This window comes from Bacillus cereus group sp. MG4 (assembly GCF_040460055.1).
Taxonomy (GTDB): Bacteria; Bacillota; Bacilli; order Bacillales; family Bacillaceae_G; genus Bacillus_A; species Bacillus_A wiedmannii.
Genome location: NZ_JARVGZ010000001.1, coordinates 418,370 through 434,291, shown reverse-complemented (window position 1 = coordinate 434,291; position 15,922 = coordinate 418,370). Strand labels below are relative to the sequence as shown.

Genomic DNA, 15,922 nt, shown 5'->3' with positions numbered 1-15,922 from the left:
AAAAAGACGCACTTCTAAAGAAATGCGTCTTTTTTTATACAGTTACATTTAAGTGCATAAGTTTTTCAGGATTAACCATCATATAAATATTTGAGATTTTCTCATTCTCAAATGTAAATGAAAGCACATAAGTCACTTTATTATTTACTTTAACAATAACACCTGGGGCACCATTTACCATCTTATAATCAACATTGTACTCTTCCGGGAACTTCTTCCCAATTCCAAAGAATAAACGTATAATTCTATCTGCGGAATAGATTGGATGGATTGCAGTTGTAGCTTTACCACCACCATCCGCTTTTAATATCGCATCTGTTTTTAATACTTCTAACATGCCTTGCGCATCCCCACACTGCAATGATGATACAAATTTCTCCACATAGGTAGCCATCTTCTTCGTACTTAATGTTGAGTGCTTCGGCTTATCCAAAATACTTTTTCGTGCACGTTGAAAGATTTTTCGGCAGTTCGCACTACTCTTATCTACAATTGAAGCGATTTCTTCGTATTTATAACTGAAAACCTCTCTTAATATGAAAACAACTCTCTCTACCTCAGACAATTGTTGTAAAAGTAATAAATATGCCGTAGAAATTGATTCTTTCATTACAAATGACTCTGATGGATCATCAACCTCTTCCACAAATGGCTCTGGCAACCACATTCCGACATATACGTTCCGTTTATGTGCTGCCGAACGTAATTTGTCAATTGATCGATTTGTTACCATTTTACATAAATAGGCTCTCATATTTTCTATAGATTGAACGTCTTCCATATTATTAAGTGATATAAATACGTCATGGACGATATCTTCAGCATCCATAACACTCCCAAGGATTCTATATGCTAACGAAAATAATAATGATTGATACGTTTCATATAATTGCTCCGTTTCCATGATGAATTGCCTCACTTTCGGATTGCTTTAATATGTGTAACGCTGCACGTTTTCCGCTTGCCACCGCAGCATCAGCTAATATTTCATCATGCCCAGCCCAATCTCCTGCAACGTAAACACCTGGCATTCCAGGTATGTTAGGGCCTGGTTTTTCAACACGGTCAATATGAGGAAAATCATATACTACCGTTATTTTCGGTAAATATTGCTGTGCAACAACTTCTCTTTTCCAATTTGGATGTAACAATTCCATTGCATTTTCTAACTGTTCTTTATCTTCTTGAATATGATTCAGCTCTAGTACAGGGTTATGGTATTTAATTAGACTCACTACAATTGATCCATCTTCACTTAATTTAGCTGCTCTCGATTGATTCGTGAAAAATAGAGGTTGATCTAATCCCAATGCAAAATGATGCAAATGATTCGGTAATTGTTTTAAACCAATATCTAACGCTGCCACGGTCACTTGTATAGATTGTTCACACCATTTTTGCAAACTTGTTCCTTCTGCACCTTTTATAATTTTACAAGCCTCTTTCGGTGGAGTTGTTACAATGACTACACCTGCTTCAAATACTTCATCGTCAAAACATTGTATTCTTTGTTTCCCTTCACAATGCTCTATTTTCAAAACATGCTTTTTAGCCAGAAATTGTACACCACTAGTATTCGCTATTCCTCTTAAATTTGTTATTATCGTCTCCCAACCACCATCTACATAAAGTACTCCTTCTTTTATAGAAAGCTGTATTTGCTTTAGTACGGAAGATGCTAATTGTATTGTAGGAGCATACGTATATGTTGTTGTTCGGCATAATGCATAAAATATATTTCGAACCATTGGATCTTTAATTTCATTTTCTGCCCATGTAGTTAGACTCATTTTAGGAACCTTTCCTACATCTAAGTTTCCTAAATGAATCATAAGACGAGCGAACCGGACTTTTGCAGACCATGAAAGTAACGGTGTTGATAAAATGGAGCGAAAATCTGTTGGAATGGCATAAATATCCCCTTTCCATATTCCATGTGCTTTTGTAGATGGGATTCCACCTGGAAGGTTTACTCCTAGCTCATTAAAAGTTATAAACGCTTCTCCACCTCTATATAAAGCATGTGCACCAAGATTCATACAAATGCTGTTTTTATTTATAGTCATCCCTCGACCACCGAAGTGACTGGACTTTTCTAATACAATAACTTTCCTTCCAGCTTTCGCTAAATATATAGATGCTGTTAATCCAGCAAGCCCACCACCAACAATTGCTACATCAAAATGTTTCATAATAAAATCCCTCCTTATACGTTCTACATACAAGACGAACGATTAAGGAGGGATGTGACATTCAGTTACACATAATTTATTTCACCTAACCACTTTATTGCAGTATTAACTGTCAAACAGTTACTCCTTCTACAAACAAACTTATATACATAATAATGTTATTTTCTAATCCATTACATGCTGGTGCCAAATTTCACTTTCTTCTTCAGTCATCCCCCCTATTATTTTTGAAAAATCTATTTTCCTATCAAATGAGTCTTTTAACATAAAAAATTGTTCAAACGATCCTGTAAATATTTCTAATGATCGAGAACAACAAATCGTTTTAAGGTTATCAATTGTTGCGCCATCTAATTCTAATTCCTTTAGTCCTTTCATTTTACCTAATGCCGATACATCTTTTACCTTTGTATCTGTCAACTTTATATTTTGAATTGACGCATTGTGTCGAAAGCAATATAAATTAGCGATGTCGCTATTTTCAAATTCAATTGTGATTAACTTATTTAAATTTTGCAAAACAAGTAAATCCAATTCACTAACATTCTCTAAACCTAAAATATATAAATGCTTTAAATTATCTACTTTCGAAATCGCATAGAGCTGCTCATGATTTGAAATATGTACAGAAAGCGATTCTAATTTTTGAAACTGCGGTAGCAACGAAAAATCTTGAATACTAGTATGTGTAATATTTAATTTTTTTAATGATGACATTTCTACAAGTTCCGATAAATTATTTATCTTCGTATTCTTTATATTCATTTCTTGTAAGTGTTTTAGATGTATGATTGGCGTTAAATCTTGAACCGGATTATTAACTAAATATAACTTCTTTAAAGAATTCATTCGTTCTAATCCTGCTAAATCTCGAATTTCATTTCCGGATAAAATTAGTTCTCTCACTTCTGTACACATCTGTAATGGACTAATATCTACTAACCCTTTTCCACCTAAATATAATCTCTTCTCTCTAATAAACCTGTCTGCTCGTTCAGATGCACCCACTATATATCTCCAATTCTCATCTAAACTATCGTACCAATCATTAACGTTATTTTCAGATTGAAATATAAATTGGGGCTGTAAAACAGGTAATTCAATATTAAATAAAGCGTCTAAAAAATGTATATTATCATTAGCACCATAACTCCAATATAAATAATCTTCCTCTTGATGAATGGTGAAGTTTTTATTTTTTAGCGTTTGTAAAATAAATAGTAACAAATCTGAAATTCTATTTGCAATTACATATTTCACTTCTTCATCTCGTCCAAAATTAATAACTTGTCCCACTTTCCCCTTTTCATCCGGATCAACATCTATTCCTAAATTGTTACCGCCATAATCTTTACTAATAGGTATCCAATTGTGATTCACATATCTTTCCTTAATATATTCTGTTGGTATTGAAAATGCATCAAAATTAAAAAAATTATCCTCTTCAATTCTTTTCCATATTCTCCACTCATCCAAAACTTCATCTAACGAGAGAAATGGCAAACCGAAAAACAACCCTGGTCCTGATTTATCCTCACCGTTATGTGCAAGATAAAGATTACGTAATTCATCTGGAAACGCAATTCCCATTTCACTTTCGGCATATTGTATTTCTTCTATTGTTGCAGGTGCATTCAAAAACGGTTGAAAGTAATTTTTTAATTCAACTTCCAACTCTTTTAAAATAGTATGGTTCATTTTCTGCACTCCCCTTGTACTCCAAATTAAAAAAGCGCTATCTTTTACATTAATTTTAATTAATAGCACCTTTTTTCGCAATGAAACTCTTGTAATTATAGTGCATTCAAACGAACATTTTTATCACTTTACAAACGAAGAGCATCAACGCTTTCACATTTCAATAACTAGACTCATATCCTAAATTCAAATTGCATGAAAATATAAGAAAGGCGGGTAATACAAATGACTTCTAATATCGACTACACTTCCCCCTCAACCAATTTCACCCATGATTTAAATAAAAGTAATTTTTTTAAGAAAGATGCCCAAAATTATATAAACGTACTTGGCATAAAACAATTAAATACTTTAGAAAATACTTCTTTATTAGATATCTATTTAAGTACAGGAAATGTTGTAGAGCCACATATTCATCAAAATGCAGCTGAACTTGTTTACTGTATTTCAGGATCTGCTGTTGTTACTTTACTTAATCCTTTTACAAACCAAATATTAAACTTACCGATAAAACCAGGGCAAGTTGCCAACATTCCACAAGCGTGGTGGCATTATGAAATTGCTACAGTAGATGGTACTCATTTATTAGCTATTTTCGATGCCCCAACCCCAGAAGTTATTTTTGGTTCTGATATTTTAAGATTAACCCCCGCTAATATGATGGCTCATACTTACTGTCTCGATGAACAACAATGGAAACAAGCAATATCCCCTATTCAATCCACTACAGTAATTGGTCCTCCAGCAAACTGTAATCAGAATCGCAGCACGATAAACCCAACAACTCAGCCTCCTAATCCACAACAAAATTTATATTACCAAGATTCATATTATTTCCCTCTTTACTGGGGATATTAATTTAAATACTGAAAAGACAATTATTCATCTCCGCGGAAAATACGCAGGAGATTTTTTATTGTATATCCTCCATTCCTATTTTTTTCGTAACAATTAATAGAGTACATACATATAATATTTATATATTTAATTGGAGGTGATAGTACTATGAGTAATTATAACTATCGAAAAAACTACTCTAATAATAAAAATAGTAGTTCATCAGCATCCTCTCAGTCTTCGAATTCTCAATCTTCCAATTCCCAATCACAAAGAGATTTAGCCGAGCAAGGCTATGTAAAGAAAAAAGGATGTAACTGTAATAAAAACAAATAGTTTATTACTAATTTGAACTATAACATTTCAACGCTCACGATAAATAACCTTCTTCCCTTGTATACCGTTTATGAAATGGATGAATTCTATTTTTAATAGAATTCATCTTTTTTATTTATAGGTAATTTTTTCAAATCATTTAACTTATTCCATAAATAATAAAGTATAAATTATACATTTTGATTTTTCTTATATACCAACTTAACAAAGAGTAATTTCTCAATTAATTTATCACCTATCTTCCCATAAAATATAGCCCCTCCTAATAAACTTAGGAAGGGCTATATACAAATGCCAATTTAAATTTCAAACAGACATTGTAACAAATTAAACGATATTAATACCTGCACTTACAAATCCAGCTACTGCAGCTATTGGACTTGCTGCTGTTAATGAAACATACAACAGTATTTTATCTCCAGCAGCTACTGGAATAGCTTCAGGTATGATCCCTGACGCTGTAGCACCAATCGCTATTACAGCAAATGCTGGTGCTAATAATAGAGGTGCTCCCTGTACTGTAAACGTATTACTTGCTGCTGGTGCAGTTAGTATTTGTATCTGCACTTGAACAGGTGATAATGGAGCTAATGCAGCTGTTGCACTAAAGAAACCTGCTAATGACGTAATAACCCCATCACGTGGTGCTACAAATGCATAATCACCTACACCTAACGCTAAAGTGATACTAGTTCCACCAGTTAAAGCTACACCAGGCTGACTAAATCCAAATCCAAGAAGAGTTCCTGTATTAGCTATTATTGCGTTAACTAACGCAGATGGTGTTGTACCTGAAGCAAATGGAATAATAGCTCCGCCACCTGTTGCTCCTGTTGCTCCTGTTAATCCTGTTGCTCCCGTTGCTCCTGTTGGACCTGTGTCTCCCGTTGGACCTGTTGGGCCTGTTGCTCCTGTCGGGCCTGTGTCTCCTGTTGGGCCTGTCGCTCCCGCTAGACCTGTGTCTCCCGTTGGACCTGTTGGGCCTGTTGGGCCTGCTGCTCCTGTGTCTCCCGTTGGACCTGTTGGGCCTGTTGCTCCTGCTAGACCTGTGTCTCCCGTTGGACCTGTTGGACCTGTTACTCCTGCTCCTGTCGCTCCTGTCGGGCCTGTTGCCCCCGTTGCCCCTGTTGCTCCTGTTGCTCCGCCTCCTGGACCTGTTGGACCTGTTGGACCTGTTGGGCCACCTCCTGGAGTAGCACCAATTAGTTGAACTAATAAGTTTAATAGAAGTTGTAAGCTTGCAGGATCAATAATTAAAGAGAAGAAGAATGGTGCAAGAGCACTGAAGAATTGTTGTAATAAAGAAAGTAATTGACCTAAGTCTGGGTTAGGAGATTGTAGTAAGTTAATAATACTTTGAATTAATTGTTTTAAGAAATTCCCTTCTGGAGAAGGTGCTAATTCATTTAGTAAGTTCAATAGTTGAGTAAACAAATTGAGTAAAGCTAATCTGTTTGCATCACTTGGATTTGCAAAAAACGCTGCAATAGCCGCAATTAAAGAGTTTAGTAAAGTGATTAATCTACCTAATTGTTCGCTAGTAATTGGAACCGTTTGTGGATTGTTACAACAATCTGGAGTGAAAACAATCGGATTATTGCAGTTGTTATGACCAAAACAATTGTTATGTGACATTTATTTCCTCCTTACTTATCTTATATTTGAGTGTTTTCCTATTATAAGAACTATAAAATTGTACATAGGCTTCATTCACTTAAAATAGGAAACATGAATTATAATTAAACTTAAAAAACGTTATTTAATTATGTTCATGACTCACATATTAATTATATGTTTTTAATAATTGACTGCTTAGATTAAACACCTAAACTTAAGAGTTTATTTTAATTTTCCACGTTTATCTCTTAGGTCCAAAAGCACATTTTAATTTAAATATCAAAGCTAAGCATTTGCATATAACCAACAAGTAACAACACCATCTTTTCATATAAGTAACAATATCTTTACTAAAATTATGTTCTCTCAATAATTAAGAAGCCGTTTCTATTATAGAAAACTCTCATACAATATATCGGACAAGTTATTCTATACTTCGTTCAAAAAATAATTTAGGAGGTTAGAATTAATTGCCAATCATCCAACCATTTATGGCATCTAGAAGATTTACATCTACACTAGGAGCTGGAACCGGAATAGGTGCAGCTTTTGCAATTGCTGCTACAGCTTGTTTAAACGATGCTGGTACTACTGCAACTGCTTTTCCGACTTTTACGTATTACAACTTTTATGTAAACGGCATTCTTCAACCTAGTGTGAACTCCAGTATTACTACTGGACCTACTGGTGCTATTACAATTCCTGGCGGAGATGCATTAGACGGCGGAATTCCAATTACAATCGAATTTATCGTCACTTAGTTTAACTACTTTAATGTAGAACAAAAAGACAGATTCTTTTTATTTAAGAATCTGTCTTTTTTAATTAATAATGATGAATTGCAAAATAATTGAAGAACCTTGCGTTGGTGGTTGATTATCCAATAAAGTTAGCTGACCATTACTAACCTGATATAATGGTTGTGGTTGAAGTATTCCATTAATAAACAAATTAATATAGGAAACCTCATCTGAAGGTAATATGTGTGTTGTACCATATTGAGCTATCCCATCTGAATCTGTATATATAAGTTTTTCTCCATCTGAAAAAGTGTAAAATAATAAATTAGTTGTTGTTATTGGTCCAATAACTCCAGTTGGACCCGTTGCCCCTGTTAAACCGGTCGCACCTGTTATTCCCGGTGATCCTGTTAAACCAGTTGGACCTGTTACTCCCGGTGATCCCGTTAAACCGGTCGGGCCTGTTACTCCCGGTGATCCCGTTAAACCGGTCGGACCTGTTATTCCCGGTGATCCTGTTAAACCAGTTGGACCTGTTACTCCCGGTGATCCTGTTAAACCAGTTGGACCTGTTACTCCCGGTGATCCTGTTAAACCAGTTGGACCTGTTACTCCCGGTGACCCTGTTAAACCAGTTGGACCTGTTACTCCCGGTGACCCTGTTAAACCAGTTGGACCTGTTACTCCCGGTGATCCTGTTAAACCAGTTGGACCTGTTACTCCCGGTGACCCTGTTAAACCAGTTGGACCTGTTACTCCCGGTGATCCTGTTAAACCAGTTGGACCCGTCGAACCGGTCATTCCCGTTAAACCAGTTGGGCCCGTTGGAATATAAATTGGGGGAAGAACTGGAAACGTAGGTCCAATGTTTTCAGGTTCTATCATAGCTTTATTTATTGATAATTTATTTTCTCGCTTCACTTTAATACCTCGTTCCACATTTTTGTTTACTACTTAACAAAATAATACATCTATCATTTTAGAAAAATTCCATAACTACTTTTTTCATTCTCGAATGATTTTTACATATAGTAAACTTTTTACCGTTGCTATAACTAGTAGTATTAATATAATAAAATGATAGTTCCATTTCAAAATACTAAATCGGCTACGTTCTAATTTAAAAATGAGGTGATTAATATTCAAGATAAGAATGAAAAAATGAAAAAAGAACTATTATCACTGGCTCTTGAAATTATTCTTCCATACAGACTTACAGGTCCTACTGGGCCCACAGGCATTACTGGACCCACAGGCATTACTGGACCTACAGGCATTACTGGACCTACAGGCATTACTGGACCCACAGGCATTACTGGACCTACAGGCATTACTGGACCTACAGGCATTACTGGACCCATTATTACAACAAACTCTATGTTCGCTAATAATACATTAGGTGGTCCCATCTCAGTCATATTAGGTGGAACTAATATTCCACTTTCTAATAACCAAAGTCTCGGTAATTTTACAGTGAACGCTACAAATGATATATATACAATTCCTGTTACTGGAAGATATTATTTAACCTATCAAATTAATACAACAACTTCTCTACTTGCTGGTACAAGGCTACTATTAAACTCTTCGACTCCACTTCCCGGATCTATTTTTTCACCCGCAATATCAACTTCAAACTATAATAATAATTTAATAACCAATTTAATTGCTGGTAATACAATTTCCCTTCAAATATTCGGCGTATTATCCATAGTTAATTTAGTTGGAGGTGGTTCAACAGGTGCCTCTTTAACAATTATACGAATCGATTAATAAATGATTCATTCTTTTTTATAATAAACATTCTTAGCTGCTAAAGTAGTAACTATTACGTCATTCCTAAAGCTAATAATATTTCAATAATTTCACGACAGTGATTAAGCAATAAAAACAATTTGTACTATACTCATAGTAATAACCATCTATACTAAATTTTCCGTATATACATTATCAATTTACACTTCTCCCTGCCAATGTTACATTGAATAAGAAGACAGTTTCCCAAAATGCGAACCATCTCAAAACGTATTTGAGAAACATACTCCAATCCTATACGCGAGAGCAATACTATGTCGACACTCAAACGAGTGTCTTTTTTTATGAATTTTAAAAAATAAAACCATCTCTTATAGATGGTTTATCAACACACATTTCTTTATATTCTTGATGCAATTGTAAGTTTATGCAGCTGGATAATAAATGGTCATACTTAACCGAGTTAGCGTACTTCCAGAATTATGATAAGAGTGCGGTCTATCCGCCTTAAAGCGAATTGCATCTCCGCTATTTAATGTATATTGACAATCATTTATTTCAATTATCAATTCCCCTTCAAACACCGTTATAAATTCTTCGGTCCCTTCTTTATGGCCTTCCGAACTTAATTTTCCTTCTGTTTCAATTTCAACCGTATAGATTTCAAAGTTCCTATCATCTTGAAAAGGAAAAGAAGAATACACTTTATATCTCCCATTGTCTTCTGATAATACTTGTACATCATTTCGTAAAACCACTTTCGTATCTGGTTGCGGATTATTGATTAAAGAAGTAAAAGACACTTTCAAACCATTAGCGATTTTCCATATCGTTGTTAATGTTGGGCTTGACTCTCCTCGTTCAATTTGTCCAATCATCGTTTTACTCACACCTGTTAATTGCGAGACCTTTTCCAAACTCATTTTTTCTTTCTCTCGTATTGTTTTTAAATTTTTCGCCAAAATAAGTTGAATTTCTTCCATAAGAAACACTCCTACACTATATACAATATAACGACCGTTATGTATAATAAAAAGCACACGTTATATTGTTCTTTTCGGTCATTATAACACACACTAAATAATTAGGGGGTTTTGAAATGCCTATATTTTCTTTTTTGTTATTTGTTTTTATAAGTAGCTTCACACCCGGTCCTAACAATTTTTTAGCTATGACATACGCTAATCAACATGGCTTAAAAAGGAGTATGCAATTTTGTTTTGGAGTAGCTTTCGGGTTTTTCATCCTCACTTCCTTATGTAGCTTCTTTAATATTGTACTAATTAATATCCTACCCATAATCGAATTCCCTTTAAAAATTTTAGGTGTAGCATATATGCTATATTTAGCTTTTAAAATACTTACTAGTAAAACTAGTACAGATCCCGATGAAAAACATAATAAAAACTTATTTACAGTGGGGATTTTTCTTCAGTTTGTTAACCCTAAAGGGATACTATTCGGCCTGACTGTAGTGTCAACTTTTATTCTCCCCTACTATAATTCATATTCAAGTTTTCTACTCTTCTCATTATTTCTAGGTGTAGTCGGGTTAATGAGTACATTTAGTTGGAGCTTATTTGGTTCCATGTTCCAAAAACTTTTATTAAAACATACTAAATCTTTTAACATCATTATGGCCGTTTTATTAGTTTTTAGTGCTTTTTCAATTGTAGTCAATTAAATTCAAATACTAATTTTTTTTGATAGTATATTTTAAAAATATAGCTGAGATGCCCAATGAATCCTCCGCTCCATACATCACTTATTTAGTTTTAGGGCGGTGTCTTGTATATATTCTTATTCATTCTGATAAAAATTTAAAAAAGAGGATTACTCATTAAAAGTTATCCTCTTTTTGGCGCTAATCTATTTTTTAAATGAAAATATCCAAAATAATACTTTAAATTGCGGCATCCACTTTTTTATCGTTCATTTTAAAATCTTTTTATAATAATCCAGAAAAATACGCTATAATAGAAGTTATTGTTCTTTAGGAGGGGTTTAATGGCTGATAAGTATAAATTTTTAATTCTCGTTGCTACAGCATTTTTTTCTTTCTTTTCCTTAATAAAAGATTTCCGTAACATTTCAAAAAGTTTCTTTTGGGAAGCTTTGCAATCCTAACAAGCTTTATATTATTATTAACGCACGCTTTAGAATTAACTCCAATACTTCTCCATTCAGCTCAGATGGCTCTTGAGATTATTACAATACCACGTAAATTATTTCTTCCACCTGTCACTGAAGTTGCTAGTTTTCGCTAACAATTCGTGTATCTAAAAAAATTCAAGTCTATATTTCTAATTATCTTTATAAATATAAAAGTGCGGTTTCTCCTTTCTAGAGAAACCGCACTATATCAAATATTCTTATTAAATTTTAAACTGACTCGTATACAGATCAAAGTAAAACCCTCTATCTTCCATAAGAGATTCATGATTCCCTCTTTCCAAAATACTTCCATCTTTTATAACAAGAATTTGATCTGCTTTTTCAATCGTTTTCAGTCGATGAGCGATTACAAAACTTGTTCGACCTTTCATTAAATTATTTAGTCCTTCTTGAATTTGCAATTCTGTTCTCGTATCAATATTTGATGTTGCTTCGTCGAGAATTAATATATCTGCATCTGCTAAAATCGCCCGCGCAATCGCAAGAAGTTGTTTTTGTCCTTGACTTAAATTCGATCCTTCTGAAACAATTTTTGTTTCATATTGATTCGGTAAATGTTTAATAAAAGAATGTGCAGATGCTGCCTTAGCTGCATTGATTACTTCATCATCACTAGCATCTAATCGACCATAACGAATATTATCCATAATCGTCCCAGCAAATAAGTACGTATCTTGTAAAACTACTCCTATTTTACTTCGCAACGAATTAATATCATAATCTTTTATATCTTTTCCATCGATATGAATTTGCCCTTGCTGTATATCGTAAAAGCGAGTTAACAAATTAATGATTGTTGTTTTGCCCGATCCAGTTGGACCAACTAAAGCAATTGTCTCCCCTGGCTGTGCCTTAAGACTCACTTCTTTTAAAATCGTTTTATTTTCCTCATAACCAAATGAAACATTCTCGAGTGCAACATGCCCTTGTAAATTTTGTACAATGCATGCATCTTTTTTATTTTGAATTTCTGGTACTTCATCCATAATTTCAAAGACACGTTCTCCACCAGCAACTGCCGCTTGAATTGTATTCATTAAAGTTGCGAATTGACTTAGTGGTCTTGAGAATTGACGAGAATAATTAATAAAAGCCGCAATGACACCTACTGTTGTCATTCCATTTAAAACCATAACTGAACCAGTCCCAATTACAAGCCCCATACCTAAGTTATTTATAAAGTTCATACTTGGAAAAATAAAAGCTGAAAATGTATCCGCCTTCGTAGCAGACATTCTTAATTGTTCATTAATTTTATTGAATTTTTGTACGGTTTCTTTTTCTTTCCCATATAACGTTGTAACATCCGCTCCAGTTATAGCTTCCTCAATAAAACCATTTAATTCTCCTAAATCTTTTTGACGCTTTGCAAAGTTTTTACCACTATAAGCAACTAGTTTTTTTGTAACGAAAAACATAATAGGTACTGTAATTAAAGTAACAATTGCTAAAATCCAATCTAATGCGAACATCGCAATTGTTACACCTATAAAGGTTAATGCAGATGAAATAATTTGTACAACACTTTGCGTCAACGCTTGATTCAAATTATCTATATCATTTGTAACACGGCTCATTAAATCCCCTTGAGAACGTACATCAAAGAACCGTAAAGAAAGCGTTTGGACTTTCTCAAAAATATCTTGTCGTATTTTTTGTATTGTTTTTAATGCAACATTAATCATAACAAATGTTTGTAACCATGTTAAAAACACTGTAACACCGTAAATTGCGATAAGTAACATACACATTCTTGCAGTTCCACTTAAATCTTTCGGTACAATATATTGATCTATAATTACTCCCATTAAATAAGGACCTAATAACCCAAGTAACGTCGTAACAAATACTAAAAATATAACGAACGTAAGAGCAGCCTTTTGATACCCCATATAGTTCCATACTCGCAATACAGTTCCTTTAGTGTTTCTAGCTTCACCCATTTTAGGCGCGTTACGCCCACCTTTATTAGCAAATTGCCCTTGAAAATTACGCATGTTCTTTCCCACCTTCTTTATGTAAATTGCCACCTTGGGAAAGATAGATTTCTTGATATACCTCACATTGTTCTAACAATTCTTCATGTGTACCATCACCAACTAATTCACCGTTATCTAAAACGAGAATTTTATCAGCATCTATTATAGATGAGATTTTAGAGGCGATTAATAATGTTGTTGTTCCTTTATATTCTGTTCTTAATGCCGATTGAATGTTAGATTCTGATTTCGCATCAACTGCTGATGTAGAATCATCTAATATAAGAATGGATGGCTTTCTCACAAGTGCCCTTGCAATTGATACACGTTGTTTTTGTCCACCTGATAAATTCGTCGCACCTTGTGTTAAATGATATTGATATGAATCTTCCAACTTGTGAATAAACTCAGTCGCACAAGCTGATGAAGCCGCTACTTCCAGTTCGTCATTCGTTGCATCTTCTTTACCATAATGTAAGTTCTCTTCTATGCTACCTGAAAACAATAATGCCTTTTGAGGTACAAACCCGATTGAAGCACGAAGTTTTTGTAAATCGTATGCTCTAACATTTATTCCATCAATGCATACTTCCCCTTGATCAACATCGTATAAACGCGGTAACAGTTTTGCTAAAGTAGATTTACCACTTCCTGTAGAACCGATAATTCCTACTTTTTCACCTTTACATATGTTAAATGAAATATCTTTTAAAACATATTCATTATTTTTCGTGTAACTATAACTAACATTTTTAAAGTCAATTTGTCCCTCGATTTGCTTAGGTGCAACCGCATTTGTTTCCGTCGTAATATCAACCTCAGTATTTAAAACTTGCTGTACACGATCCGCAGATGGAAATGCCCGCGCGATTTGCATAAATACCATACTTATAGACATAAGTGACATTAAAATAATATTCAAATAGTTTATAAACGCTAAAATAGCTCCTACTTGAAGCGTTCCATCAAATACTTTTTCTCCACCAATCCATAATGTTGCGACAATCCCGCCGCTTACAACTAACATAATGATTGGCATCATTATGGAAATAAGCTGCACCGCTCGAATATTTATCTTCGTTAAATTTGTATTAACATTTCCAAACTGAGTAATTTCATATTTTTGTCTTACATACGCTTTAATAACACGTACTCCAGATAAATTTTCTTGTAGCTTTGTATTCACTTTATCTAATGCTTCTTGCACTTTTTTGAACGTTCCGCTCGCTTTACTTGCAATGAATATAATCGCAAGTAATAAAATTGGAACAACTACAAGTAATATAGGAAATAACTCGCGTGCTGTTACAAAAACAATTATTATACTTCCGATAAATAACAAAGGACCACGAACAAGTACACGTAATGTCATCGTCATCGCCGATTGAATAGAAGTAATATCATTTGTCACAATCGTTAATAATTTCCCAGTTCCAAATGAATCACGATTTTCACTAGAAAATGTTTCTACTTTCGCAAATACATCTTTTCGTATGTCTGTAGCGAAATTAACAGCTGCTTTTGTAGAATACATCATACACCCAAGTCCTCCAACTAAACCGAGTGCTGCAGCTCCTATCATAAGAAGCCCCATTTTTATTACATAATTCAAATCACGATTTGCTATCCCGACATCAATAATATGTTGCATAATAGTCGGTTGAATTAAGTCCATCGCAACCTCAAGTACCATAAATAGCGGTCCAATAATTGCGAAGAACATGTATGGTTTTAAATACTGTAATAATTTGCGAAATGATTTCATACATAATCTCCTTTTTCCTATGAAATTACCATTTAATAATTCATACCCTCCTTACTTAAGCCATATATTTTTTGATTTTTCCAGTACTTCTATTATATTATGCAAATTAATATTTAACATTATTAAATGATAAGCATTAATGACTTTCCGGTCAATAAATGTGCTTTATATTACAAAAATAGAAAACCGTATTCTTAAGTAGAAAGAATACGGTTTTTCATCTATATCTCTTCAATTGTAAAATCTAAAAACTCAGTCTCAAATCCATTGTTTTTAGAAGGACTACACGTGTAAAAACCTATTTTAACAGGCGCATTCCCTATATCCTCCATCAAATGAGCAATTCTTATTTGTTCCCATTGACAGCTATTTTTTACATATATTATATAATCGCCACGTTTACGAACAATTCGAAAACGAAGTTGTTGGGTAGCTAATTCTGTTGGAAAGTCTTGTGTTGACCAATCAGAATATCCATTATTCGTTACGACAGCTCCTAAATGAGAAGGGCCATCTGGAATATACTCTAATGAAGTTTTCAACCAACACTTTTCCGAAATCATAACAAAAAGACCTGCTTGATCGTATTTTGAATTTGGATTCATACACAATTGAACTTCAGCTTGAAAGTCTGTCATCATTTCATTATAAAATACATGACCATTCATTACTTCAAAACCATAATGTGTTTTAAGCCAGAAATCTGTTTCTGCTTTCGAATGGACAATAAACGACCGGTTGTCATTAATTTTATAATATTCAGGGACATTCATTATAGTGAGCTGCTCAACATGTTTAGGTATATACGATATATTCATAGTTCCTCCA

General features: G+C 33.9%; 14 protein-coding genes and 1 pseudogene. 6 read left to right on the top strand and 9 right to left on the bottom strand.

Annotation, left to right across the window (positions count from 1 at the left end):
* Nucleotides 1–34 precede the first annotated feature (34 nt).
* The 3 genes from QCI41_RS02230 to QCI41_RS02220 form a co-directional block, all read right to left on the bottom strand.
* Nucleotides 35–904 (bottom strand): sigma-70 family RNA polymerase sigma factor, encoded by an 870-nt coding sequence (locus QCI41_RS02230; RefSeq protein ID WP_353838498.1) that lies wholly within the window; start codon nucleotides 902–904, stop codon nucleotides 35–37.
* Entirely contained in the window at nucleotides 882–2,192 is a 1,311-nt protein-coding gene (locus QCI41_RS02225) for a phytoene desaturase family protein (RefSeq protein ID WP_353838499.1), read from the bottom strand. The genes QCI41_RS02230 and QCI41_RS02225 overlap by 23 nt, the downstream gene beginning before the upstream one ends.
* A gap of 165 nt (nucleotides 2,193–2,357) precedes the next feature.
* Nucleotides 2,358–3,890, bottom strand: coding sequence for an SMI1/KNR4 family protein (locus QCI41_RS02220; RefSeq protein ID WP_353838500.1), 1,533 nt, complete (start codon nucleotides 3,888–3,890; stop codon nucleotides 2,358–2,360).
* A 225-nt stretch (nucleotides 3,891–4,115) separates the two neighbouring features.
* On the opposite strand from QCI41_RS02220, the gene QCI41_RS02215 reads away from it, so the two are divergent.
* On the top strand, nucleotides 4,116–4,748 hold the full coding sequence (locus QCI41_RS02215; RefSeq protein ID WP_353838501.1) for a cupin domain-containing protein: 633 nt from the start codon (nucleotides 4,116–4,118) through the stop codon (nucleotides 4,746–4,748).
* 147 nt (nucleotides 4,749–4,895) lie between these two features.
* Complete coding sequence (locus QCI41_RS02210; RefSeq protein ID WP_002096615.1) at nucleotides 4,896–5,063, top strand: hypothetical protein; 168 nt, start codon at nucleotides 4,896–4,898, stop codon at nucleotides 5,061–5,063.
* Nucleotides 5,064–5,390: 327 nt separating this feature from the next.
* Here QCI41_RS02210 and QCI41_RS02205 read toward each other — a convergent pair whose 3' ends face one another.
* Nucleotides 5,391–6,698 (bottom strand): exosporium glycoprotein BclB-related protein, encoded by a 1,308-nt coding sequence (locus QCI41_RS02205; protein WP_353838502.1) that lies wholly within the window; start codon nucleotides 6,696–6,698, stop codon nucleotides 5,391–5,393.
* A 452-nt stretch (nucleotides 6,699–7,150) separates the two neighbouring features.
* Here QCI41_RS02205 and QCI41_RS02200 point away from each other — a divergent pair, with 452 nt between their 5' ends.
* Nucleotides 7,151–7,441, top strand: a complete 291-nt coding sequence (locus QCI41_RS02200) for a DUF4183 domain-containing protein (RefSeq protein WP_353838503.1) — start codon at nucleotides 7,151–7,153, stop codon at nucleotides 7,439–7,441.
* A gap of 60 nt (nucleotides 7,442–7,501) precedes the next feature.
* On the opposite strand, the gene QCI41_RS02195 is transcribed toward QCI41_RS02200, so the two are convergent.
* Nucleotides 7,502–8,341 (bottom strand): DUF4183 domain-containing protein, encoded by an 840-nt coding sequence (locus QCI41_RS02195; protein ID WP_353838504.1) that lies wholly within the window; start codon nucleotides 8,339–8,341, stop codon nucleotides 7,502–7,504.
* Between the two features lie 210 nt (nucleotides 8,342–8,551).
* On the opposite strand from QCI41_RS02195, the gene QCI41_RS02190 reads away from it, so the two are divergent.
* Nucleotides 8,552–9,193: a BclA C-terminal domain-containing protein gene (locus QCI41_RS02190; protein WP_353838505.1), complete on the top strand. Its 642-nt coding sequence runs from the start codon at nucleotides 8,552–8,554 to the stop codon at nucleotides 9,191–9,193.
* A 407-nt stretch (nucleotides 9,194–9,600) separates the two neighbouring features.
* Here QCI41_RS02190 and QCI41_RS02185 read toward each other — a convergent pair whose 3' ends face one another.
* A complete protein-coding gene (locus QCI41_RS02185; RefSeq protein ID WP_353838507.1) occupies nucleotides 9,601–10,215 on the bottom strand; it encodes a helix-turn-helix domain-containing protein in 615 nt (204 codons plus the stop codon).
* A gap of 59 nt (nucleotides 10,216–10,274) precedes the next feature.
* Between QCI41_RS02185 and QCI41_RS02180 the strand changes: the two genes are divergently transcribed.
* Both QCI41_RS02180 and QCI41_RS02175 read left to right on the top strand, forming a co-directional pair.
* Complete coding sequence (locus QCI41_RS02180; protein WP_098802075.1) at nucleotides 10,275–10,859, top strand: LysE family transporter; 585 nt, start codon at nucleotides 10,275–10,277, stop codon at nucleotides 10,857–10,859.
* Nucleotides 10,860–11,182: 323 nt separating this feature from the next.
* Nucleotides 11,183–11,442 (top strand): annotated as a pseudogene (locus QCI41_RS02175) (hypothetical protein).
* A 108-nt stretch (nucleotides 11,443–11,550) separates the two neighbouring features.
* Here the strand turns inward: QCI41_RS02175 and QCI41_RS02170 are convergent.
* From QCI41_RS02170 to QCI41_RS02160, 3 genes are all read right to left on the bottom strand, one after another.
* Entirely contained in the window at nucleotides 11,551–13,347 is a 1,797-nt protein-coding gene (locus QCI41_RS02170) for an ABC transporter ATP-binding protein (protein WP_353838508.1), read from the bottom strand.
* The gene (locus tag QCI41_RS02165) at nucleotides 13,340–15,094 is read right to left on the bottom strand and encodes an ABC transporter ATP-binding protein (RefSeq protein WP_353838509.1); all 1,755 of its coding nucleotides are present in this window, start codon (nucleotides 15,092–15,094) and stop codon (nucleotides 13,340–13,342) included. The genes QCI41_RS02170 and QCI41_RS02165 overlap by 8 nt, the downstream gene beginning before the upstream one ends.
* Before the next feature lie 221 nt (nucleotides 15,095–15,315).
* Nucleotides 15,316–15,912, bottom strand: a complete 597-nt coding sequence (locus QCI41_RS02160) for a DUF1349 domain-containing protein (RefSeq protein WP_353838510.1) — start codon at nucleotides 15,910–15,912, stop codon at nucleotides 15,316–15,318.
* Nucleotides 15,913–15,922: the final 10 nt, after the last annotated feature.

Bases quoted from the DNA above. Each gene is read 5' to 3' on its own strand.
- QCI41_RS02230 (WP_353838498.1), bottom strand. From the start codon at position 904: ATGGAAACGGAGCAATTATATGAAACGTATCAATCATTATTATTTTCG.
- QCI41_RS02225 (WP_353838499.1), bottom strand. From the start codon at position 2,192: ATGAAACATTTTGATGTAGCAATTGTTGGTGGTGGGCTTGCTGGATTA.
- QCI41_RS02220 (WP_353838500.1), bottom strand. From the start codon at position 3,890: ATGAACCATACTATTTTAAAAGAGTTGGAAGTTGAATTAAAAAATTAC.
- QCI41_RS02215 (WP_353838501.1), top strand. From the start codon at position 4,116: ATGACTTCTAATATCGACTACACTTCCCCCTCAACCAATTTCACCCAT.
- QCI41_RS02210 (WP_002096615.1), top strand. From the start codon at position 4,896: ATGAGTAATTATAACTATCGAAAAAACTACTCTAATAATAAAAATAGT.
- QCI41_RS02205 (WP_353838502.1), bottom strand. From the start codon at position 6,698: ATGTCACATAACAATTGTTTTGGTCATAACAACTGCAATAATCCGATT.
- QCI41_RS02180 (WP_098802075.1), top strand. From the start codon at position 10,275: ATGCCTATATTTTCTTTTTTGTTATTTGTTTTTATAAGTAGCTTCACA.
- QCI41_RS02170 (WP_353838508.1), bottom strand. From the start codon at position 13,347: ATGCGTAATTTTCAAGGGCAATTTGCTAATAAAGGTGGGCGTAACGCG.
- QCI41_RS02165 (WP_353838509.1), bottom strand. From the start codon at position 15,094: ATGAAATCATTTCGCAAATTATTACAGTATTTAAAACCATACATGTTC.
- QCI41_RS02160 (WP_353838510.1), bottom strand. From the start codon at position 15,912: ATGAATATATCGTATATACCTAAACATGTTGAGCAGCTCACTATAATG.